General features: G+C 68.1%; 23 protein-coding genes. 11 read left to right on the forward strand and 12 right to left on the reverse strand.

The genetic code is table 11. The annotated features are described in order from the left end of the window. Positions 1–296 precede the first annotated feature (296 nt). Entirely contained in the window at positions 297–563 is a 267-nt protein-coding gene (locus ACI2JH_RS15730) for a DksA/TraR family C4-type zinc finger protein (protein WP_182657076.1), read from the forward strand. A gap of 114 nt (positions 564–677) precedes the next feature. On the opposite strand, the gene ACI2JH_RS15735 is transcribed toward ACI2JH_RS15730, so the two are convergent. Both ACI2JH_RS15735 and ACI2JH_RS15740 read right to left on the reverse strand, forming a co-directional pair. Next, a complete protein-coding gene (locus ACI2JH_RS15735; protein WP_042615092.1) occupies positions 678–1,259 on the reverse strand; it encodes a mechanosensitive ion channel family protein in 582 nt (193 codons plus the stop codon). Between the two features lie 36 nt (positions 1,260–1,295). Continuing rightward, complete coding sequence (locus ACI2JH_RS15740; protein WP_101100372.1) at positions 1,296–1,484, reverse strand: hypothetical protein; 189 nt, start codon at positions 1,482–1,484, stop codon at positions 1,296–1,298. Positions 1,485–1,611: 127 nt separating this feature from the next. Here ACI2JH_RS15740 and ACI2JH_RS15745 point away from each other — a divergent pair, with 127 nt between their 5' ends. The 3 genes from ACI2JH_RS15745 to ACI2JH_RS15755 are packed head-to-tail and all read left to right on the forward strand — an operon-like array spanning position 1,612 to position 3,655. Continuing rightward, positions 1,612–2,187, forward strand: coding sequence for an RNA polymerase sigma factor (locus ACI2JH_RS15745; RefSeq protein WP_404736658.1), 576 nt, complete (start codon positions 1,612–1,614; stop codon positions 2,185–2,187). Further along, positions 2,184–2,738, forward strand: coding sequence for a hypothetical protein (locus ACI2JH_RS15750; RefSeq protein ID WP_404736659.1), 555 nt, complete (start codon positions 2,184–2,186; stop codon positions 2,736–2,738). Before ACI2JH_RS15745 ends, ACI2JH_RS15750 begins: the two co-directional genes overlap by 4 nt. A 26-nt stretch (positions 2,739–2,764) precedes the next feature. Next, a complete protein-coding gene (locus ACI2JH_RS15755; RefSeq protein ID WP_404736660.1) occupies positions 2,765–3,655 on the forward strand; it encodes a DUF4097 family beta strand repeat-containing protein in 891 nt (296 codons plus the stop codon). A 63-nt stretch (positions 3,656–3,718) separates the two neighbouring features. Here the strand turns inward: ACI2JH_RS15755 and ACI2JH_RS15760 are convergent, their stop codons facing one another. The 3 genes from ACI2JH_RS15760 to ACI2JH_RS15770 form a co-directional block, all read right to left on the reverse strand. After that, complete coding sequence (locus tag ACI2JH_RS15760) at positions 3,719–3,898, reverse strand: hypothetical protein (RefSeq protein ID WP_042615088.1); 180 nt, start codon at positions 3,896–3,898, stop codon at positions 3,719–3,721. Between the two features lie 11 nt (positions 3,899–3,909). After that, positions 3,910–4,203: a YkgJ family cysteine cluster protein gene (locus ACI2JH_RS15765; RefSeq protein ID WP_083492053.1), complete on the reverse strand. Its 294-nt coding sequence runs from the start codon at positions 4,201–4,203 to the stop codon at positions 3,910–3,912. A gap of 243 nt (positions 4,204–4,446) precedes the next feature. Beyond that, positions 4,447–5,808: an Hsp70 family protein gene (locus ACI2JH_RS15770; RefSeq protein WP_182657079.1), complete on the reverse strand. Its 1,362-nt coding sequence runs from the start codon at positions 5,806–5,808 to the stop codon at positions 4,447–4,449. Positions 5,809–5,931: 123 nt separating this feature from the next. On the opposite strand from ACI2JH_RS15770, the gene ACI2JH_RS15775 reads away from it, so the two are divergent. Next, the gene (locus ACI2JH_RS15775; RefSeq protein ID WP_042615086.1) at positions 5,932–6,267 is read left to right on the forward strand and encodes a zinc ribbon domain-containing protein YjdM; all 336 of its coding nucleotides are present in this window, start codon (positions 5,932–5,934) and stop codon (positions 6,265–6,267) included. Between the two features lie 4 nt (positions 6,268–6,271). On the opposite strand, the gene ACI2JH_RS15780 is transcribed toward ACI2JH_RS15775, so the two are convergent. Then, entirely contained in the window at positions 6,272–7,432 is a 1,161-nt protein-coding gene (locus tag ACI2JH_RS15780; protein WP_404736661.1) for a tetratricopeptide repeat protein, read from the reverse strand. Positions 7,433–7,663: 231 nt separating this feature from the next. On the opposite strand from ACI2JH_RS15780, the gene ACI2JH_RS15785 reads away from it, so the two are divergent. From ACI2JH_RS15785 to ACI2JH_RS15800, 4 genes are all read left to right on the forward strand, one after another. Continuing rightward, the gene (locus ACI2JH_RS15785) at positions 7,664–8,266 is read left to right on the forward strand and encodes a hypothetical protein (RefSeq protein ID WP_182657081.1); all 603 of its coding nucleotides are present in this window, start codon (positions 7,664–7,666) and stop codon (positions 8,264–8,266) included. Between the two features lie 43 nt (positions 8,267–8,309). Then, positions 8,310–8,480: an oxidoreductase-like domain-containing protein gene (locus tag ACI2JH_RS15790; RefSeq protein ID WP_182657082.1), complete on the forward strand. Its 171-nt coding sequence runs from the start codon at positions 8,310–8,312 to the stop codon at positions 8,478–8,480. Further along, complete coding sequence (locus ACI2JH_RS15795) at positions 8,477–9,094, forward strand: DUF998 domain-containing protein (protein ID WP_404736662.1); 618 nt, start codon at positions 8,477–8,479, stop codon at positions 9,092–9,094. Before ACI2JH_RS15790 ends, ACI2JH_RS15795 begins: the two co-directional genes overlap by 4 nt. Before the next feature lie 80 nt (positions 9,095–9,174). Continuing rightward, on the forward strand, positions 9,175–10,500 hold the full coding sequence (locus tag ACI2JH_RS15800; RefSeq protein ID WP_404736663.1) for a virulence factor family protein: 1,326 nt from the start codon (positions 9,175–9,177) through the stop codon (positions 10,498–10,500). Here ACI2JH_RS15800 and mprF read toward each other — a convergent pair. Next, a complete protein-coding gene (mprF, locus tag ACI2JH_RS15805; protein ID WP_319277112.1) occupies positions 10,497–13,055 on the reverse strand; it encodes a bifunctional lysylphosphatidylglycerol flippase/synthetase MprF in 2,559 nt (852 codons plus the stop codon). The genes ACI2JH_RS15800 and mprF overlap by 4 nt on opposite strands. A 183-nt stretch (positions 13,056–13,238) precedes the next feature. Here mprF and ACI2JH_RS15810 point away from each other — a divergent pair, with 183 nt between their 5' ends. Next, the gene (locus ACI2JH_RS15810) at positions 13,239–13,586 is read left to right on the forward strand and encodes a RidA family protein (protein WP_042615079.1); all 348 of its coding nucleotides are present in this window, start codon (positions 13,239–13,241) and stop codon (positions 13,584–13,586) included. 478 nt (positions 13,587–14,064) lie between these two features. On the opposite strand, the gene rnfB is transcribed toward ACI2JH_RS15810, so the two are convergent. The 5 genes from rnfB to ACI2JH_RS15835 form a co-directional block, all read right to left on the reverse strand. Continuing rightward, positions 14,065–14,508 carry an Rnf electron transport complex subunit RnfB gene (rnfB, locus tag ACI2JH_RS15815; RefSeq protein WP_404736664.1) on the reverse strand — a complete coding sequence of 148 codons (444 nt, stop codon included), beginning with the start codon at positions 14,506–14,508 and terminating at the stop codon, positions 14,065–14,067. Between the two features lie 25 nt (positions 14,509–14,533). Next, positions 14,534–15,127 carry an HAD family hydrolase gene (locus ACI2JH_RS15820; RefSeq protein WP_404736665.1) on the reverse strand — a complete coding sequence of 198 codons (594 nt, stop codon included), beginning with the start codon at positions 15,125–15,127 and terminating at the stop codon, positions 14,534–14,536. Between the two features lie 28 nt (positions 15,128–15,155). After that, positions 15,156–17,234, reverse strand: coding sequence for a methionine--tRNA ligase (gene metG / locus ACI2JH_RS15825; protein WP_404736666.1), 2,079 nt, complete (start codon positions 17,232–17,234; stop codon positions 15,156–15,158). A gap of 97 nt (positions 17,235–17,331) precedes the next feature. Next, on the reverse strand, positions 17,332–17,775 hold the full coding sequence (locus tag ACI2JH_RS15830; protein ID WP_182657089.1) for a DUF2147 domain-containing protein: 444 nt from the start codon (positions 17,773–17,775) through the stop codon (positions 17,332–17,334). Positions 17,776–17,914: 139 nt separating this feature from the next. Beyond that, positions 17,915–18,313, reverse strand: coding sequence for a VOC family protein (locus ACI2JH_RS15835; RefSeq protein WP_404736667.1), 399 nt, complete (start codon positions 18,311–18,313; stop codon positions 17,915–17,917). A 147-nt stretch (positions 18,314–18,460) separates the two neighbouring features. Between ACI2JH_RS15835 and ACI2JH_RS15840 the strand changes: the two genes are divergently transcribed. Next, on the forward strand, positions 18,461–19,786 hold the full coding sequence (locus ACI2JH_RS15840) for a hypothetical protein (RefSeq protein ID WP_404736668.1): 1,326 nt from the start codon (positions 18,461–18,463) through the stop codon (positions 19,784–19,786). Positions 19,787–19,820: the final 34 nt, after the last annotated feature.

The following is a 19,820-nucleotide window of genomic DNA, read 5'->3' on the forward strand; positions in this document are numbered from 1 at the left end:
GCGGCCGCGAAGCGGCGGGGTGTGGGTGTTGGTGAGACGGGGCCCGCGGTTTGCGCAGCAAAGCGTGGGAGCGGCAGCGCGAATGCGATGACGTGTACCCGCGCCATGGATGGCGCGAAACGAGGCCCGCAGGAGCGGCTCTTGCCGTCCCCCGACCAGCCCCACCGCCCGGCCCAAGCTCAGCTTCAAGCTTCAAAGCCACCCGCGAGGGGGGCCAAACCGTTCGCCCCACCCAACGGCTGCTTCACCCGTGCCGGATTAGGCTGGAAACCCGTATCCCCGTGGAGGAAGCCCCCATGGCCACCGGATGGGCACAGGACGGCGCCGTGCAGGACCAGATCGACGCCACCGTCGACGATGCCATCGCCCGCGCCCGCAGCCAGCTCAAGCAGGGCCCCGGCCTGGAACACTGTGAGGAATGCGACGCCCCGATCCCGCTGGCCCGGCGCAGGGCCGTACCCGGCGTCCGCCTGTGCGTGGCCTGCCAGCAGGCCCACGACGAAGACGAAAGCGCCCAGTCCGGCTACAACCGCCGCGGCAGCAAGGACAGCCAGCTGCGCTGAACCAGGGTCGCGTTACCGCTTTTTCCTTTTCACTTACGCGGCGGCCCCCGGCCTAGATCAAGGCTGTAGCTTGAAAGGCGCCCGCGAGGGGGTTCCTACCCGTTCGACAACCCCTCAACCGTCGCCCTGGATCCCACCCGGCGCCGTGGACGGATCCCGCCACCGCCGCACGGTGCGCTGGAAAAACAGGTTGTTCGGCAACTGCAGCACCGTGCCTTCGTGCCCCTCGCCGGTTTCCTGCAGGGTGGTGTAGATCAGGTTCACATCGATCACCCGGCCCTTCAGCCCCGGCTTCTCGCCGTTCTCCAGTACCTCGATGTAATCGTGCAGGCGGAACGGCCGCGTGGTGAAGATAAGCAGCGTGCAGAAGATGTTCGACAGCACGCTCCAGGCCGCGAAGAACGCCACCGCGCCTACCGCCGCAAAGCCGGTGAAGGCCGTCCACAGCACCGTCCCGGAGGTTCCCAGGATGCGCAGGATCACCAGCAGCGCACCAAAGTAGATGACGAAGGTCGTGATCCGGCGCGCGCCCATCACCATTTCCGGCGGCAGGGTGTAATGCGCAGCGAAGCGGCGGATCAGCCGTCGCAGCACCAGCTTCAGCAGCCACGCGGCCAGCAGCGTGGCCAGTACCAGCAGGACCATTTCTGCCTGTTCCAGCCAGGCATGGGCCCACGGCGGCAGGTACTTTTCCATCGAACAGACATCCGGTAACGCAGGGGGAGGTCGATGTTACCTGCGCCCGGCCCGGGGATCGACCATCGCCATGGCGCCGGGCAGGTCGGCACAGGCCGCCACTACGCCCTGTTGCAGCAGGCAGGCGCGGTTGCCCTGCAGGCGCACCTGCAGTTGCAGGGGATTGCCCTGCAGCAGGCCGCAGACGAGGATGGCAAGCAGGCCGCTGGCGGCGGGGGTGGACATGGGCCTTCTCCGTGGCCGGGGTGGCCGCTGGGTACCGGGCTTGGATGCAGGCGGGCGCCGAAAGGTTTAACGCCACTTCCCACTCAACCGCTTTAAACCTTTTCCGCAGGCGCCGCATCCAAGGGTCATGCTCGACACGCTCACCCCCACACTGGATACAAGCCTGCCTGCCTACGACGAACCGGCGGTGGTGCGGGCTGCCGCCGCAGGCGATGTGGCCGCCTACGAGCAGCTGTACCGGCGGCATGCGCCGCGGCTGTTCGCGGTGGTGTGGCGGTTGTGCGGCGGCCAGCGGGCACGTGCCGAAGACGCGCTGCAGGAAGCGTTCCTGCAGGCTTGGAAAGCGCTGCCGGCCTTCCGGATGGACAGCAGCATCGCCACCTGGCTGCATCGACTGGCGGTCAACGCCGCGTTGATGGAGCTGCGCGCACGCAGCAACCAGGCCCACGACAGCCTGGACGATGCGGGCCTGGACCTGCCGCAAATGCACGTGCATGACCGCTGCGCCGGGACCGAACGCGACCTGGAAAGGGTGCTGGCCACCTTGCCGCCGCGCGCGCGCGCCGTGCTGGTACTGCATGACATCGAAGGCTGGAAACACAGTGAGATCGCCGAACAGCTGCAGATGGCGGTCGGCAGTTCGAAGGCACAGTTGCATCGAGCACGCGGCCTGTTGCGCGCGCGCCTGGGAGACATGACATGAACCACGAAGACCCCCGTATGACCGACCCCACCGACCACACCGACGATGCGCTGCAGCAGCGCCTGCGCGCGCTGCCAAGGGAGCTGGCGCCGCCGGGTGACGGTTGGGCACGGGTGCAGGCTGCGCTGCCGCCGCGGCCGCCGATCGTGGCCGCCCCGCCGCGAATGCTGGGCCACGGCCCCTCCGTAAGGCGCCGCCTGCGCTGGGCAGTGCCAGCCGGCGCGGCATTGGCCGCCAGCGTTGCCTTGTACTGGGTAGCGCCGACGACGATGCAGCTGCCATCGCAGACGCCGGCTGCGCCCAGCGTGCTGCAGCAGCAGGCCAGCGCGATGAGCGCCGATTACCAGCAGGCCATCGCAGCGCTGCCGCGGGTCGATGCGCCGGAGTGGCGCCCGGCGCTGCGCGAGCTGGACGACAGTGCCCACCAGATCCATGCCGCGCTGGCGCAGAGCCCGCGTTCGCGCCACCTGCTTGAACAGCTGCAGCGCACCTATGCGCTGCGGCTTGAACTGACCCGGCAGGCGGCAACGTCTACCGGCCTGCCCAGCTGATCCGATCCATCAGGAGAATCACGACCATGAACGCTTGTTTCCTGCGCCGCCCGCTGCTTTTCGCCGCATTGGCGCTGCTGTCCCTGCCGGCGTGGGCGGACACCCGCGTCGATGAGCGCCATGCCATCGCCAGTGGCGGGCGGGTCGAACTGAGCAACATCGCCGGCAAGGTGATGGTACGCGGCTGGGACCGCAGTGACGTGCAGCTCACCGGCACGCTCGCCGAAGGATTGACGTTGAAGCAGGAAAAAAGCGCGAACCGGGTACGCTGGGAAGTGCAGTACCCGCGGCGCAACAACAGGGGCGGCGCCACGCTGGAACTGCGCGTGCCGCGTGCGGTGGAGCTGCAGCTGGGCACGGTCAGCGCCGACCTGGACATCAGTGCGATCGACGTCAAGCGCCTGCAGGCAAACACGGTCAGCGGTGACCTGCGCGCCGCCGGTCGCAGCGCTGAGAGCACGCTCAACACCGTCAGCGGTGATGTCGACGCGCAGTTGCAGACCCCCCGCATGGACGCGCGGACGGTGAGTGGCAGCATTCGGGCCGGTGGCGGGCTGTCCGGCGAAATCGGCGCCACCTCGGTGTCGGGCCGGGTTGGCGTGGAGGCCGGGCGCACCCAGCGCATGGTCGTGGAGACGGTATCGGGCACGGTCGAGCTGTCCGCGGCGGCCTTGGCGCCGGGCGGGCGGATCAGCGTGGAATCGGTCAGTGCGCCGATCTCCCTGCAGCTGCCGCGCAACGTGTCCGCGCAGCTGTCGGTGAACAGTTTCAGTGGCTCCATCCAGAGTGACGCCGGCAAGGTGGAACGGCCGCGTTACGGCCCTGGCAGCTCGCTGGATACCCGCTTGGGCAATGGAGATGGGGACATCAGCCTGGAATCGCATTCCGGTGGCGTGCGGGTGCGGCTGGATCGCTGACCCGTTGGCAGGGGCCAGCCTTGGCCGGCCGCGGCGGTGATGCCGCCGCGGTCGCCGACGCGGTCAGCTGGCTTTCTTCAGCGACCAGGTGTTGCCGAGGACTTCGATCTTGCCGCCAGCCTTGCGGAACGCGGCCAGGTCGGCGGCGATGCTGTTGCTGCTGGGCGTGGACGATGAACCGCCCTTGCGCTCGTTGCGGATGGTGTTGCTGGCCTTCGCGGGGGTCTTTGCCTTGCGGGGCATGGGTGCTCCTGTCAGGTGGAAGGGTGGGGAGGGTTCCAGGCAAGTGCCTGGTGCTGGTAATCCTGCCGTTCACGCTGGCAGTCATCGCCGCCCATCTCGAACTGGCGACAGATGGCGGGGCGCTGCGTATAGATGGAACAACGCAGGTGATACGGGTCGATGGCTGCGCACCAGCCTTCTTCGTTCTGCGCCATGCGGCGACCGCCGTGGCCGTCGCTTTCAACGAACCAGATGGGGACGTCATCGCCCGGCATCAACCACACCGGCATCCGGCAGCACACCGCGTCACAGCGACGACAGTCGATGGAGGCGGGGGTCTGCTCAGTTTGTAAGGCCTCGTGGGCCTTCGTAATGCCCAAGGATGGTCTCGATCGCGGCTCGGAGCGGGTGCGTGGTCATGGAAGCGCCAAGGCAAGCATGGCCACAGGGCCCGCAAGGGGCGGCTGCGCACTGAAGAGCGCGGCGTGCGCCACAAGGGCGGCACGTCAGCGGTAAGCGCAGGTGAATGTCAAGCCGGTCGAGTTTAACGCGGATCGTGCGAAGATATGTTAATGCGAACCCGCTGCGGCCAGCGCGAGCCCCTGGACGACGCCGAAAGAGGCATCGCCATGGACCTGGCGGGCTTCGGGGAAGGCATCGGCGGCGGCCTGCCGCAGGTAGCCGGCGCGGGACATGCCGCCGGTCATGAACACCGCATCCGGGGCCTGGCCGATGTCCTGGCGGACCTGGTCGAGCAGCTCGCGCAGCTGGCCAAGGTAGCCGTGCGCGGCCTGCCCCAGACCCTCGGCGGAAGTTTCCGTCTGCAGCCCCTTTTCGATGAACGGCAGCGGACTGGCATGTGCGGCAGCGCCACTCAGGCTGATCTTGGCGCGTTCCACCTCACGGTACAGGCGTGCGGTGTTGCCGGTGTCCTGCAGCGCCTGCAGGCGGCTGCCATACGGGTCTTCGACGTGGTCGTAGCGGTGCTGGCGGAAGTCGCGCTGGCGGGTCATGTCCTGCACCATCGCCGCTTCCACGTAGTGGTGGGTCGGCACCCGGGTGATGCCGCGGCCGAACAGTGGCATGTAGGCGGCCAGGCTGAGCGCCAGGTCGATATCGGTACCGCCGCGGGCTATGCCCCAGGCGCGGTGGATGCGCGGCGGCTCGCCCCCGCCCACGCGGGCATGGGCGATGTCGGTGGTGCCGCCGCCGATGTCCACGATGATCGCCTCGTGCGGCTGCCCACTGGTGGCGTGGTAGTGCATGGCGGCCGCGGCGGGCTCTTCCATGAAGGCCACTTCGTCGAAACCGGCGCCCAGCGCAGCTTCGCGCAGGATCGCCAGCGCCTGGTCGTTGCCGGCATCGCCGATGGAACTGCGGAACTGCACCGGCCTGCCCAACAGGGCTTCGCGCACCGGTGCGCCCAGCTGCGCGCTGGCGGTGAGCCGGATGTGTTCCAGGATGTGGGTGGCGATCCCGGTGATGGTCTGCCGCGCGCGCGGGTGCAGGTTGTAGCCGAGCATCGATTTCGGGCTCTGCACCAGGTTGCCTTCGTTCTCCTCGAAGTAGGCTTCCAGCGCGTCATCGCCATACACCGCGTTCTGCAGCAGCTGGCTGGAACTGCGCGGCTCGGCCATGCGCTTTTCCATCCACTGGCGGCGCAGCGACAGCAGTGCTTCGCGGCGCAGGGCTTCGGGCGGGCGCGCCTGACCGTTGGCACGCGCCTGGGCGGCGGCCGCTTCGATCAGCGCCTGCAGCTCATGTTCCTGGCCGGGTTCCAGCTTGAATTCACCGGGGTCCTGCATGATGCCGGGGAAGTACACCGAGGTGCGGAACTGGTCGGCGTCACCGAAGCGGATCGGCTGTACCTGGCCATCGCGGACGATGGCTGCGGCGGAGTTGCTGGTGCCGAAGTCGATGCCCAGGCGCATGGTGGGGTTCCGCTGTTTCGAGGGCCGCGCACTGTAGCGCGCCGGCCCGCCCAGCGGTAGGGCCGGTCCGCCAGGGCGGGCGGTTACAATGGCCGCTGTTGAACTACAGCCAGGTTTCGCCCGATGTCCGCCACCCCCGCCTGCCCGCAATGCACGCTTGAAAACACCTATGCCGATGGCGCCCTGATGATCTGCGCCGACTGCGGCTTCGAGTGGACCGCCGAGGAAGGTGTCGGTTCCGGCGTGGTGGTACGGGACAGCAACGGCAACGTGCTGGCTGCCGGTGACACGGTCACGGTGATCAAGGACCTGAAGGTCAAGGGCTCGTCGATCCCGCTCAAGCAGGGCACGGTGATCCGCAACATCCGCCTGGTGGAAGACGATGCCGAGCACATCGAAGGCAACTCGGACAAGATCAAGGGCCTGGTGCTGAAGACCTGCTTCCTCAAGAAGGCCTGATGCCTCAGCGGCCCAGCCGCGCGCTGGCCTGCTGCCGCCGCCAGCGCTGCAGGCTGTCCAGCTTGTCCTGGTAACGCGACTGCAGGGCTGCACCGCCCAACGCCTGTGCGCGCGCCAGTTCGCCATTGGCGCGCTCCAGCTGGCCGGCCATCAGATAGGCACGGGCCAGCGCGAAGTGGAACTGGTGTGCGCTGTCGTACAGACGCAGCGCACGCCGGTAATAGGTGATGGCTGCATTGGCATCACCGGCACGTTCGGCCTGCGTGCCGAGCACATACTGGAAGAATGGATCACTCTGCCGCACGCTGCGCAGGCGGGCCTGCAGGCGTGCCGCTTCGCTGGTTTCGCCCAGGCGCAGCAAGAGGTTGCTCGCATTGGCCAGGCTGGCCGGATTGCGCGGCGCGATGCGCAGCGCATCGTCGTAATGCTGCCGCGCAAGCGCCAGGTTGCCCTGGCGGGTTTCCAGGACGCCAAGGTTGTTCAGCGCCGAAGGGAAGTCGTTTGCCTGGCCCAACGCGGCGCCGTACCACGCACGCGCGCCTGCCACGTCACCGGCCTCCATCCGCTCGGCACCACGGTTGTTGTAGAAGTGGGCAAGCGCTCGCGCATCACTGATCTGCCGCGGGCCGTCGCGGTCGTACAGCACGTTGCGGTCCAGGTCGACGGTGCCGCGGCGGCCGTTGAATTCGATGCCCGCGTTGACGTGGCCGACGTTGTAGAGCACGCCGGCATCCTGGTACCACGACACCACCTGCGCCACTTCCTGCACCTGCGCCTGGATGCCGATATGGCGTGCCAGGGTGACGAACAGCAGAGTGAAGGACAGGCAGTTGGCGCGACGATGCTGCCATGTCTCTTCGATGGTGTAGGTCGCCCCGGCGTCGTACTGCAGGTCCATGCCATCGCGGTCGAAGATCATTTCCGCCAGTCGAAGCAGCTGCGGACCACGGCCGCCGCCCGGATCGATGACGCGGGCCTGCAGCAGCGCGGACAGTGCCGGCGGGATGGCCGTCACTTCAGCCGGGGAGGGGGGCGGTACAACCGTGGGTGGTACGGTCTGCAACCGGGCGGAAGGGGCCTGCACCGATGACTGCGCCATCGCCGGCGCGGCGACCAGCGCGACCAGGGCAAGCATCACCACGGCATGCAACAGCAGGCGGTTCATCGCCATTCTCCGCAGGCGCGGCACGCGCCATCGGCTTGAGCATAGACCGACCCATGCCCGCCGCCACACCGCTGGTCGGACACATGCCGGTCATCCACAGCGGGTGTGGACCATGCGCGGAGAAAGCTGTGCATAAGTGGCGATGACGCTGTCGTTGCAGGGCGTGTGAAAGGGTGGTGAAAGATTGTCCAGTGCTTGCGTCGCGGCGGCCCGCTGGCACATCCTGAGCCCATGGAATTCCAGCCGATCATCCTGCCCGCCGGGCAGTGGGACGCCCTGCAGGCCAGCTATGCCGCACCGCCGCGGGCCTACCACCACTTCGGCCACGTGCGCGCCCTGCTCCAGCACGCGCAGTGGGTCGCTGCGCAGGCGCCGTGGCAACAGCCGCGCGAGGTCTACCTGGCCGTGCTGTACCACGATGCGGTCTATGAAAGCGGGCGCAAGGACAACGAGGCGCGTTCGGCTGAGCTCGCTGCCGAAGCCATCGCACAGTGGCTGCCCGAACAGGACATCGACGTGGCGCGGGTGCGCGAACTGATCCTGCTGACCGCGCGCCACGGCAGCCTGCAGCCCGGCGACGTCGACGACGAGGCGGCGTTGTTCCTGGACTGCGACATGGCCATCCTCGGCGCGCCCGAAGCGGTGTTCGACGCCTACGACCGCGGCGTGGCCGAAGAGTACGCCGGCAGCGTGCCAGCGTTCCTGTACCGCGCCGGCCGCCGCCGCTTCCTGCGCAATCTGGCGCGGCAGCCACGCATCTACCTCAGCGATCTGTTCCACCAGCATTTCGACGCACCGGCACGGGCCAACCTGCTGCGGGTGGCCGGGTCCTGACAGCGGCCGCTACACTGGCGGCCTGTCCTGTTGGCCTGATTGCGTGACTGATCCCGATCCCCGTCCGATACCGCCGGAAGCGCCCGGTCCGAACGAATGCTGCGGCAGTGGTTGCCCGTTGTGCGTGCTCGACCTGTACAGCGAAGAGCTGCAGAACTATCGGCAGGCGCTGGCGGCGTGGTTGCTGCGGCATCCGGAGGCAGGCGCGCCATGAACCGCGCACGCGACCTTCGCTGTGCCAGTGGCATTGCGATGGTGGCGTTGCTGCTGTTCGTGGCGACCGCCCTGTGGACCCAGTTCGCGCGCGCTGACCTTGACTGGGTCAACGCTACCCTGAGCCTGTATCTGCACGGACCCTGGGGGCTTGCGCTGCGCACGGCGTACTGCCTGCTGGCAGGCGCCATCGTGGTACTTGGGCTTTCGATGTACCGGCAGCTGCGCGGTCCGCGCCGCAGTGGCGCCGCAGCCCTGCTGTTCGTGTGTGCCGGGCTGGGCCTGGCAGGGGTCGCGGTGGGGGACAGCTGGCTGCCCGAGCGGGCCCCGCTTGCGTGGCCGCTGGTGCACGGCCTTTCGGCGATGACCGCATTCCTGTGCGCCAGCGTGGCGATGCTGCTGCAGTCCTGGTACCTGCGCCGCGAACCCGGTTGGAGGCGCGCGGCGGCGGTGCTGTGGTGGTGGGCGTGGCTGGCCTTCGTGCTGTTGTGGCTGCACGTGTTGTGGCGGGGGCCGCCGCGCGGGGCAGGGCAGAAACTGGTGATCGCGGTGATCGTCGGCTGGCTGCTGTGGTTGGCGTGGTCCGGCTGGCGCTACGCGCGCACCCCACGCTGAGCGGGGACCCATTCCGGCACACCCCCTTGGCACCTGCCGGGCGTATCGTGGGCGCAGGTCAGGTCCTGTCGGAGTAGTGCATGCGGTTCAGTGGAAGATGCGCGCGCGCGCTGATGGCGTGGTGCGTGCTGGTGCCATGCGTGGCGGCTGGAGTACCCGTGCAGCAGGCCAGCCATGGACGGTTCCAGCAGGTGCCGCTGGCACAGCCGCATGGCACGGTGCAGCGCGTGGTGCTGTGGTTCCATGCGGCCGGCAAAGCCGACGCCGCGCAGCGCGAACGCAATGCGCTGCGTGACACCGGGGCGCTGGTGGTATCGGTGGACCTGGGACAACTGAAGGACGCGCTGCAGCGCGAAGGCAGTGCTGCCTGCGCGTTCGGTGCGGGCGACGTGGAGAATTTCTCGCGCTGGCTGCAGGCGTGGCTGCACCTGCCCGGTTATCGCCTGCCGTTGCTGGCCGGTGACGGCGACGGCGCCCGGTTCGCCTATGTGCTGGCGGCGCAGGCTGGCGATGGCGTATTCGCTGGCCTGCTGACCACTGGCTTCCAGCCGGGTGTGGCACCGCAGCGGATGGCGTGCGGCGCTGGTATCGTCGATGGCACCCTGAAGCCCGTGCCGCTTGCGCTGCCCTGGCTGGCCGCCGATACCGGCGCGCAGGCGCGTGCGTTCCAGCAGACGATCACTTCGGCACGCACCTTCCGCCGTACCGCTGGCGGCGATGCACTGCCTGGCCTGCTGGCCGCGGCGCGGGTGCTGGGCGAAGCACCCGGGGTCAACGTGGCGCCCGCCCCGAAGGACCTCGATGGCCTGCCCGTGGTGGAGGTGCCTGCGACCGTCCCCGGCGATACCATTGCCATCTTCGTCTCAGGCGACGGCGGCTGGGCGGGACTGGACAAGGACGTTGCCGCAGCGTTGGCCGCGCAGGGCGTGTCGGTGGTCGGAGTGGACTCGCTGCGGTACTTCTGGAGTGCCCGCACGCCGGCCGGCTTCGCCGCCGACCTGACCCGCATCGCCGACTATTACCGGCAGCGCTGGCAGCGTCCGAAACTGATGCTGATCGGCTTTTCCCAAGGCGCCGATGTACTGCCTGCCAGCATCAACCGGCTGGCGCCGGCGCTGCGCGCGCAGGTGGAGCTGATCGCGCTGCTGTCGGTGGGGCGCACGGCCGACTTCGAGTTCCACGTCAGCAGCTGGCTGGGCAGCAATGATGACGGCCTGCCGATCGCACCGGAGATCGCGCGCCTGCCCGCCGAGCGGACCTTGTGTGTTTACGGGCTGAAGGACGCCGACGCCCTGTGCCCGGACCTGCCACCGGGCGTGCGCCTGCTGCCGTTGCCTGGCGACCACCATTTCAACGGTGACCACGACCGCCTCGCCCGGGAGATCCTCAACGCCGCTGCGCGCTAGTGCCGCGGCTCGAGTGAGATCAGGCGCGTGGCATCGAGCAGCGCGGCCGGCAGGTGCACGCCACCGGGCGCGGCCAGGTAGCGCGGCCGCCACTGCGGGGCGAACTTGGATTTGAAGCGGCGCAGTCCGCTGAAGCCATAGAAGCGCTCGCCGTGGCGCGCCACCAGCGAGGCTACGCGTGACCAGCGACCGGCCAGGCGGTGATCGGCCAGCCCGGACAGCGGCGCCATGCCCAGCGAGAAACGGGTATCGCCGCGCTCGCGTCCCCACAGGAACAGTTCGATGAACAGAAAGTCCATCGTGCCCTTCGGGGCATCGGGCAGGTGCCGCATCAGGTCGACCGACAGCTCGTGGCCTGCCGGAGCGTGCCACAGGTTGGCGAAGGCCACGATGCGGCCCTCCGCTTCCACCAGCGCCACCGGGAAACGTGCCAGGTAGACAGGGTCGAAGCTGCCCAGCGAGAAGCCTTTTTCCTCGCCGGCCTTGTCGTCCAGCCAAGCGCTGGAAACCGCCGACAGTTCGGGCATCAGTGCCGGCAGCTCGTCCGCCGCGGCCACGCGGAAGCTCAATCCGCTGCGTTTGCCACGGTTCCAGGCTTGCCGCAGGTCGGCGCGGTCGCGCCCTTCCAGGGTGAACTCCTGCAGCGGCACCATCGCCTCTTCGCCCAGTTTGACCAGCCCCAGCCCCAGGTCGAGATAGGTCTGCCAGTAGGCTTCGCCGACCTGATAGAACACCGGGCGCAGGCCAAGGCGATCCGCTTCTTCGCGGAAGCGCCAGATCAGCGTCCGGGCCACGTCCGGCGGCCCCACTGGGTCGCCCATCGCGATCAGCGAGCCGCCATGCCGCTGCATCATCACAAAGCCCAGCCCGGCCTCGTCGCGCAGCACGGCCTTGTCGGCGGTGAGCACCAGGCAGGCCTGGGTATCGCGTGCGGCCGCCAACACGGGGGCCAGCGCCTGCAGGGTGGCCTCGTCGGCTGCCGGCAGCGGGCCGCGCGTGCTGTGCAGCAGCCGGCCGATGCCGAAGATCGCTACGGCCATCGCCACCACCAGCAGCGCGCGCAACGCACGGGGTGCATTGCCGGACAGCGCGAACTGCCACCACAGCTCATTCTGGTATTCCACATGGCTGTAGACGAAGAACAGCAGCCACACCACTGCCACCAGCACCAGGCCCAGGTTGCGCAACCACGGCCACGACCATGCCTGGTCCAGCAGCGCGCCTTCGCGGTAGAACTCGCGGCGCGCGGTCCACAGCGCCACGGCCACCAGAAGCGCGGCTACCGCGATCAGCACCTGCCCACCGCGCAGCCAGATCGGCAGCGGTGCGGCCACGCAGATCACCAGCGCCAGCACCCAGGCGGCATGGCTGCGCCGCGACAGTCCCTGGCCGATCAGCAGCAGCACCACGCCGGCCAGGCTGCCGAGCAGGTGCGAGGTTTCCAGCAGCGGCAGCGAGGCCGTGTGCAGGTGCCGATGCGGCGCCGGCAGCGTGCCGTCCACGATCAGCGCGGCGCCGACACTGAACACCGCCAGTGCCACGATGTGCGGCAGCCACGGGCGCAGCGCCTTCCAGCCAGCGCGGGTGGCACCGGCGCTGGCACGCAGCGGGCGGCGCAGCGCCGGCGCAGTGGCCAGCAGCGTGGCCAGCAGCAGCGGCAACACGTAGTAAGTAACGCGGTAGACCAGCGCGGCGGCCAGCACCGCACCGGGGGCCACCTGCGGCAGCAGCTTCAGCAGGCTCCATTCGAACACGCCCAGTCCTGCCGGCACGGTGGAGACCAGCCCGGCCAGCACCGCCACCAGGTACATGCCGACGAAGCCGGGCAGGCCGGTGGGCGTGGAATCGGGCAGCAGCACGTACAGCGCGGCAGCGGCGAGCACCAGTTCGACCACGCTGAGCGCGGTCACCGCCAGCATGGTGCGCCGATCCGGCAGCCACAGCGCATGGCCGAACACGGAGAACCTGCGGCCTTCGCGGCCCACTGCCAGGATGGCCACGGCATAACCCAGCCACAGCGCCGCGCCGACCGTCTGCAAGGCGCCGACCTGCAGCGGCAATGCAAGGGCGGCTGCGGCCGGTTCAAGGCACAACGCGGCGCCAAGCAGCACCCAGGCGCCGAACACGAAGCCCAGCGTGCTCATCAGCACCACCTGGCCGATCTGCGCCAGGTCCAGCCCCGCGCTGCGATAACCGCGCAAACGCACCGCGCCACCGGTAAGCGCAGCGAAGCCGACGGTCTGCCCCAGCGCATGGGCGAGGAAGGCGGTTATGCCGATTCGTGCCGGATGCACGCGCACGCCGCTGCGGCGCAGCCCGATCGCATCGAAGCCGACCAGGCACGCGTAACTGGCCAGCCCCAGCAGCACGGCGAGCAGCAGTTGGCCTGTGCCGAGATCGTGGAAGGCCTGGCGCACCGCGCGGTAGCCATGTTCGTCGAAGGCGCCGGCCAGTCCGTGCAGCGCCACTGCCAGCACCAGCAGCGGAAACACCACCGTCAGCAGCCGCTTGGCGCGCTGGCGGGCAGGAGAGGCGAGCGGGGCGGATTCAGTCATGGAAGGAAAGTGGACCCGCACGGGCGATGGGCGCGTCAACGGCGCCAAGCTGCGCATCGTGCGCCCGTGCCGGGGGTTTGGCTAGGGGCGGGCGGTTGCGCTGTTGCACTGCCGTTGGCCATCACCACAAGCCGGTCGCGGTGGGCCAGAATGGGGCTTGTCCACAGAAAGAGGAGCACGCCCGTGTTGGAGCGTTTCGATGTTGGTCCGCGCATGTCCGAGATGACCATCCACAACAAGGTCGCCTACCTGTCGGGGCAGATTCCCGAGGACACCAGCCAGGACATCACCGGGCAGACCCGGCAGGTGCTGGAAGAGATCGACAAGCTGCTGGTGCTGGCGGCCAGTGACAAGCAGCACGTGCTGCGGGCGGAGATTTTCCTGGCCGACATGGCCGACTTCGATGGCATGAATGCGGCGTGGGACGAATGGGTGGTGGCGGGCATGACGCCGGCGCGTGCGACAGTGGAAGCCAAGCTGGCGCATGCAGAGTGGAAGGTCGAGATCGTGGTGACCGCCGCGGTTCCTTGATCGGGTGTTGATGTGTTGCCGGGCTGCGCCCGGCACCTGCTCTTCAAGCAACGGCAACGGCAACGGCGAAAGCTGCAGGGCTGTTGCGTTGGCGGGGCGGGGTGGCTGTGCAGGACACGCCGCAAGTACGTCCCTGTAGGCTCGCTTTTCGCATCCATGCGAAAAGACGGTCCTGCACAGCCACCCCGCCCCACCTTCGACAGGTCCATGGGGGCCATGGGCCCTTCGGTAGTGCCGACCCATGGTCGGCGGATGGTGGGGGAATGGGGTCTGATGGACTCCGCCGACCATGGGTCGGCGCTACCGCTTTTCTCTTTTTTCATACGCGGGTGGCGGCCACCGGAACCTGTCAGGGGCCGGGCGGTGGGGCTGGGCGGGGGCGTAGAGCGCCATGGATGGCGCGAAGCGAGGCACGCAGGAGCGGCTCTTGCCGTCCCCCGCACAGCCCCACCGCCCGGCCCACTCAACGCTGCGGCTTTCAAGCCACCCGCGAGGGGGTATCACCCGTTCGACCCACCAGGTCGATGCAGTCCACCGGACACGGCGGAACACACAACTCACACCCGGTGCAAAGATCGGCAATCACCGTGTGCATGTACTTGGCCCCGCCGACGATCGCATCCACCGGGCACGCCTGGATGCACTTGGTGCAGCCGATGCAGTCGGCTTCCACGATGACCGCCACCTGCGCCGGCTTGTGCTCGCCGCGGCTGCGGTCATACGGCAGCGCCGGCACGCCCAGCACCTGTGCCAATGCACGCGCACCGGCATCACCGCCTGGTGGGCAGCGCTCCACGCCGGCTTCGCGGCGGGCCATCGCCGCGGCGTAGGGGCGGCAGCCGTCGAACCCGCACTGGCCGCATTGGGTCTGCGGCAACAGGCGGTCCAGCCGCTCCACCAGCGGGGGAGGCATAAGGCTCATGCGGGGCGATGGCGGCGCAGGGGAATCATCGTTCCAGTGATTTTCCGCGATACCAGCGGTCATGGGCGAGGGCGAGCATCGCCGCGTCCTCGCGGCTGTCACCGTAAGCATGGATGCGCGTGTAACGGGAGAGATCGAAGCGCTGCCGGATGTGCTGGGCCTTGCGGGGGCCGCAGTCACCGCCGGCATAACGGCCGGTCAAACGGCCCTCGCGGGTTTCCAGCTGGTTGCAGATCAACTGCAGTCCCAACGTGTCACACCAGGGCCGCAGGTACAGATCAAGCGACGCTGACACGATGGCTACGGTGTGGCCCTGGGTCTGGTGCCAGCGGATCTGTTCGAGCATTTCCGGGCGCATCATCTCCGGCAAGGCATCGCGTGCGTAGCTGGCGGCCAGCAGCGCGATGTCATCGGCGTGGCGGCCACTGAACACCAGCGCGGTGACGCGGGCGCGGATGCGCTCGGCGCTGATCAGCCGCAGGCGGAAGGCGGCCAGCCAAGGGCCCACCAACCACCACGCACGCGCCCGTTGTTCCGGTGTGGCCACCCGCCGCAGGAAGCGGCGGTAGCTGTCGGCCGTGGTGACGGTGTCGTCGAAGTCGAACAGCGCCAGCTCCATCGCACCCTCCGGCGTGGCCTGTTGCAGGTCAGCGGACCGGCATGCCTGGCAGCGCCGCACTGTCGGCGTCCAGCAGCGCCAGCGCACCACCGTCGAAGCCGGCCGACAGGATCATCCCTTCGCTCAGGCCGAAGCGCATCTTGCGTGGGGCCAGGTTGGCGATGAACACCACGCTGCGGCCGACCAGCTTTTCCGGTTCGCCGTAGTTGGCACGGATGCCGGAGAAGATCTGCCGGGTGCCCAGCTCGCCGGCGTCCAGTTCAAAGCGCAGCAGCTTGTCCGAGCCCTCCACGAATCCGCAGGCCAGCACCTTGCCGATGCGCAGGTCCAGCCTGGCGAAGTCGTCGATGCCGATGTACGCCGGCGCGGCGTCGCTTTGCGGCGCACTTGCGGCCGGCTTGGCTTCGGCCTTGGCGGCAGGTGCGGCGGCGGCAACGGGGGCGGCAGCGGTCGGCTGCAGGGTGTCCTTGGAGGCGTCGGTCATGGCGTCGATTTTCTTCGGGTCGATTCGGGTGAACAGCGCAACGTAGTCGTTGATGCGATGCGCCAGCAGCGGCTGTGCCAGTGCGGTCCAGTCGCTGACCGGTGCGGCCAGGAAGGCTTCGGCCTGCGCCGAAGTGGCGGGCAGCACCGGCTTGAGCGCGGTGACCAGCACCCGGAACAGGTTCAGGCCCTGGGTGCACACCGATTGCAGCTGCGCATCGGCGCCTTCCTGCTTGGCGATCACCCACGGCTTGACGTCGTCGATGTAGCGGTTGGCTTCGTCGGCCAACGCCATCGTCTGGCGGATGGCGGCGGCCGGATCGTTGCGTTCGTAGGCTTCGCGGATCGGCGCGAGGGCCTCGACGAAACGCTGGTACTGCGCCGGATCGGGCAGCTGCGCGGCCAGCTGGCCATCGAAGCGTTTGCTGATGAAGCCGGCACATCGACTGGCCAGGTTGACGAACTTGCCGACCAGGTCGGCGTTGACGCGGGCGATGAAGTCGCCCAGGTTCAGGTCAAGATCGTCCACCCCGCCGGAGGATTTGGCGGCGTAGTAGTAGCGCAGCGCTTCCGGTTCCAGCCCGGCATCCAGGAACGTCCGCGCCATCACGAAGGTGCCGCGCGACTTGCTCATCTTCGCCCCGTCCACGGTCAGGTAGCCGTTGACGTGCAGTCGGGTCGGCGCGCGGTGGCCGGTGGCATGCAGCACCGCCGGCCAGAACAGACCGTGGAAATTGACGATGTCCTTGCCGATGAAGTGGTGCAGCTCGGTGGAGGTGCCGGCGCGCAGGTGCGATTGGAAATCCACGCCGGTCTTCGCGCACAGCGTCTGGAAGCTCGACAGGTAGCCAATCGGCGCATCCAGCCACACATACAGGAACTTTCCCGGGTGGCCGGGGATTTCGAAGCCGAAGTACGGCGCATCGCGCGAGATGTCCCACGCGCGCAGGCCGCCATCGGCGTTCATCCATTCCATCAACTTGGCCTTGACCCCGGGCAGGGCGACATCACCGCCCAGCCAGTCGCGCAGGAAGCCTTCGAACCTTCCCACTTCGAAGAAGAAATGCTCCGAATCGCGCACTTCCGGGGTCGCCCCGGAGATCACCGATTTCGGCTCCTTCAGGTCGGTCGGGCTGTAGGTGGCGCCGCAGACTTCGCAGTTGTCGCCGTACTGGTCGGCGCTGCCACAGTTCGGGCAGATGCCCTTGATGTAGCGGTCCGGCAGGAACATGCCCTTGGCCGGATCGTAGAACTGCGCGACCGAGCGGCGACTGACATGGCCTTCCGCTTCCAGCTTCAGGTAGAACGATTCGGTCAGCGCCTTGTTGGCAGCCGAGTTGGTCGAATCGTAGTGGTCGAAGTCGACCCCGAAGGCGGCGAAATCGCGCTCGTGGCCAGCCTGGATGCCGGCGATGAACACTTCCGGGGTCAGTCCGGCCTTTTCGGCGGCCAGCATGATCGGGGTGCCATGGGTGTCGTCGGCACAGACGAACCAGGTGGTGCCGCCGCTCATTCGCCGCGCACGCACCCAGATATCAGCCTGGATGTAGCCCACCAGGTGGCCCAGGTGCAGCGGGCCGTTGGCGTAGGGCAGGGCGGTGGTGACGAGCGCGGTACGGGTCATGGTCACGGCGTGCAGCGAGGGGAATCCCGGATTATCGCACAAGGGGGTCGGATGGCCTCCCAGAAAAGGGCGATCCGACCTCCGTGACCGCCTGCGCTTACTCGCGCTGCCAGGTCTGGGCGCGGCAGATGAAAGCCACGCAGCCGGACACGTCCAGACGGGTGCCGCCCGGCTGCAGTTTCATCTTGGATTTGTAGGTCTTGCCGTTGGCCGGGTCCAGGATGGTGCCGCCGGACCAGCTGGCGGTGCCGTCGGACGTCAGGTTCCACAGGATGGTCATGCCACGCACGGGCTTGTCCTTGTTGCTGCCGCTGCAGGCGCTGCAGACCGGGTTCGGCCCTTTGTCCGACTGCAGGATGTCGACCACCTTGCCGCTCAGCGTGCCGTTGCCGGCCTGGGTGATCTCCACGATCGACTTCACCTTGCCGGTCTTGTCATCGATGGTCTTCCAGCGGCCCACCGCCGAATCGGCGGCGTTCGCTGAAAGCGCGGCCACGCACAGCGGCAGCGCCAGCAGCAGGGTCTTGAAGGTGTTGCGCATGGTCCCCTCCCAGGGCTTTGGTTCACTGCCAGCGGCAGTGCCGGCATGTGCCGACTGTATACCCATCCGGCCGGGTATGGTGCAAGCAAGGGGCGGGAGAGCGTGACGACCAACGGTCGTCACCCACCAACAGCGGCCGTCACTGCCCCGTTTCGTACAGCTCCAGCGGCAGGTCATCCGGATCGGCGAAGAAGGTGAAGCGGCGGCCGGTGTACTCATCCACGCGGATCGGCTCGCACTCTACGCCGTGCCGGGCGAGGTGCGCGATGAACGGTTCCAGCGCCTCCACCCGGAAGGCCAGGTGGCGCAGCCCCTGCGCTTCGGGCCGGCTGGGGCGCGGCGGCGGGGAAGGGAAGGAGAACAGCTCCAGCTGGCTGCCATCAGGCAGGGCCAGGTCCAGTTTCCAGGAGTCGCGGGCAGCACGGTGATGCTCGGCGATGACCGCCAGGCCGAGCACGTCGACGTAGAACGCCCGCGAACGGGCATAGTCGGCGCAGATCAGGGCGACGTGGTGGATGCCTTGCAGGCCAAGGGACATGGGCGTGCGCCGGGTCGGGCAGGCCATGATCGCAGATCACACCGCGCAGCGTGATGGACTCCGGGTGCCGCATGGACGAAATGCGAAAGCGCCTGGGCCATGCCGCGTGCAGCCTTGGGCCTCCTCCGCATGCAGAGAGTGCCCTCCGTGACCGAACCTATCAGCGAATCTCCCGTCACGTACACCTCGTTCATTTCCGTACAGCTTGAGTCCAAGCCTTCCGTGCCGAGGGCGCTGTCGACCCTGCGATCGCTCGGCAATCCCGCGCGCGACGAACTTCCCTCCAGCTCGAACCGCACGCCGGTGGCTGCGCATACTGGACCGGATCTTTACTCTGCAGTGGCAGCTTCCTCGCCCAACGCAGCGGCCGGTGCCAGCGACTGGAAGGATTACGTCGGTCATCTGCAGCAACGGGACAAGGTGCCCGGCGCAGGACTCTCAGACCCTGATCAGGGCGTGGTGACACCGTCCAATATCAGCGTGAAGCAGATGCTGGCGTATCTTCGCAACCAACCGCCGGCAACGCCCGCCGGTGTGGCGCAGGTGGTGCGCCCGCCAACGCCCGCGCCCGCAGCGGCGGCGGCGGCCGTGCACGTTGCCGCCGTCGCGGAGTCGGCAACCGTGCCGTCGGTGTCCGTGCTGCAGACTGACGATCCGGTGTCGGTCGATGGCCCGTGGGAACTGACGGCGCTGCTGGACCAGATGGAACACCCGCATCGAGCCGCCGAAGCGGAGACCGCATCGATCGACGCGCAGCTGCCGGAAGAGGAGCGCGCACTGGATGAGGAAGTCGGCGCGCTCGCTGAAGCGCAGCATCCGCGTGCTGCCGAGCTTCCGATGATCCTCGAGAAGAAAAACGAGAATCCCTTCCACGCGCCCGAGCTCTTCGGGACGACACCGCGCCGGGAGCAGGCCAGGCTGCGCAGTGAAGCGATGCTGCGCGGGAACGCAGCGCTGGAAGAAGAGGATGCAGAGCCGGTGTTGCGTTCGCCCGGGCGCCGGGGAAATGTGAAATTTGACCAGGTCGAAACCAGCCGGGTGCTTGAGGTTGACGCCGAGTCGGGCGAGTCGGTTTCAGTGACAGACGCGTTCTTCCTGATCAAAGAGCACGACGGAAAATGGAAGCCGAATCAGTCCAAGCAGTCGATATCACCGGACCAGATCAGCGAGAACCCAGGCAGCGGCCCACGCGTGGCCGCCTTCGCAATGCCACGCGTCCCGACGGCTGCCGATGACAGCGGCTTCGTCGTGCATTCGGTGTTCCACGAAGATCGGTACGACCAGCCGAACCATGCCGAGATCGGTGAAACCTTCTGGGCCGATCTCGGCCGGGACGACGAGCCGGCTGGGCCGGGCGCGGGCGCGGGCGCGGCGTTCCTTCAGCTGCAGCGGCTGCAGGAGCTGCATCGCAAGTTGGAAGCCGCCCTGCGCAACAACCAGCAATTGAAAGAGGAGGTCGGCGTCTACTTCTGACCTTCGGACTGTGCCGGATCCCGTGCCCTGCGGC

Source organism: Stenotrophomonas sp. NPDC078853 (assembly GCF_044901215.1).
GTDB lineage: Bacteria > Pseudomonadota > Gammaproteobacteria > Xanthomonadales > Xanthomonadaceae > Stenotrophomonas > Stenotrophomonas lacuserhaii.

Excerpts from the sequence above, each read along its gene's own strand:
- ACI2JH_RS15730 (WP_182657076.1), top strand. The coding sequence starts at position 297 with ATGGCCACCGGATGGGCACAGGACGGCGCCGTGCAGGACCAGATCGAC.
- ACI2JH_RS15735 (WP_042615092.1), bottom strand. The coding sequence starts at position 1,259 with ATGGAAAAGTACCTGCCGCCGTGGGCCCATGCCTGGCTGGAACAGGCA.
- ACI2JH_RS15740 (WP_101100372.1), bottom strand. The coding sequence starts at position 1,484 with ATGTCCACCCCCGCCGCCAGCGGCCTGCTTGCCATCCTCGTCTGCGGC.
- ACI2JH_RS15745 (WP_404736658.1), top strand. The coding sequence starts at position 1,612 with ATGCTCGACACGCTCACCCCCACACTGGATACAAGCCTGCCTGCCTAC.
- ACI2JH_RS15750 (WP_404736659.1), top strand. The coding sequence starts at position 2,184 with ATGAACCACGAAGACCCCCGTATGACCGACCCCACCGACCACACCGAC.
- ACI2JH_RS15755 (WP_404736660.1), top strand. The coding sequence starts at position 2,765 with ATGAACGCTTGTTTCCTGCGCCGCCCGCTGCTTTTCGCCGCATTGGCG.
- ACI2JH_RS15760 (WP_042615088.1), bottom strand. The coding sequence starts at position 3,898 with ATGCCCCGCAAGGCAAAGACCCCCGCGAAGGCCAGCAACACCATCCGC.
- ACI2JH_RS15770 (WP_182657079.1), bottom strand. The coding sequence starts at position 5,808 with ATGCGCCTGGGCATCGACTTCGGCACCAGCAACTCCGCCGCAGCCATC.
- ACI2JH_RS15775 (WP_042615086.1), top strand. The coding sequence starts at position 5,932 with ATGTCCGCCACCCCCGCCTGCCCGCAATGCACGCTTGAAAACACCTAT.
- ACI2JH_RS15780 (WP_404736661.1), bottom strand. The coding sequence starts at position 7,432 with ATGAACCGCCTGCTGTTGCATGCCGTGGTGATGCTTGCCCTGGTCGCG.
- ACI2JH_RS15785 (WP_182657081.1), top strand. The coding sequence starts at position 7,664 with ATGGAATTCCAGCCGATCATCCTGCCCGCCGGGCAGTGGGACGCCCTG.
- ACI2JH_RS15795 (WP_404736662.1), top strand. The coding sequence starts at position 8,477 with ATGAACCGCGCACGCGACCTTCGCTGTGCCAGTGGCATTGCGATGGTG.
- ACI2JH_RS15800 (WP_404736663.1), top strand. The coding sequence starts at position 9,175 with ATGCGGTTCAGTGGAAGATGCGCGCGCGCGCTGATGGCGTGGTGCGTG.
- mprF (WP_319277112.1), bottom strand. The coding sequence starts at position 13,055 with ATGACTGAATCCGCCCCGCTCGCCTCTCCTGCCCGCCAGCGCGCCAAG.
- rnfB (WP_404736664.1), bottom strand. The coding sequence starts at position 14,508 with ATGAGCCTTATGCCTCCCCCGCTGGTGGAGCGGCTGGACCGCCTGTTG.
- ACI2JH_RS15820 (WP_404736665.1), bottom strand. The coding sequence starts at position 15,127 with ATGGAGCTGGCGCTGTTCGACTTCGACGACACCGTCACCACGGCCGAC.
- metG (WP_404736666.1), bottom strand. The coding sequence starts at position 17,234 with ATGACCCGTACCGCGCTCGTCACCACCGCCCTGCCCTACGCCAACGGC.
- ACI2JH_RS15830 (WP_182657089.1), bottom strand. The coding sequence starts at position 17,775 with ATGCGCAACACCTTCAAGACCCTGCTGCTGGCGCTGCCGCTGTGCGTG.
- ACI2JH_RS15835 (WP_404736667.1), bottom strand. The coding sequence starts at position 18,313 with ATGTCCCTTGGCCTGCAAGGCATCCACCACGTCGCCCTGATCTGCGCC.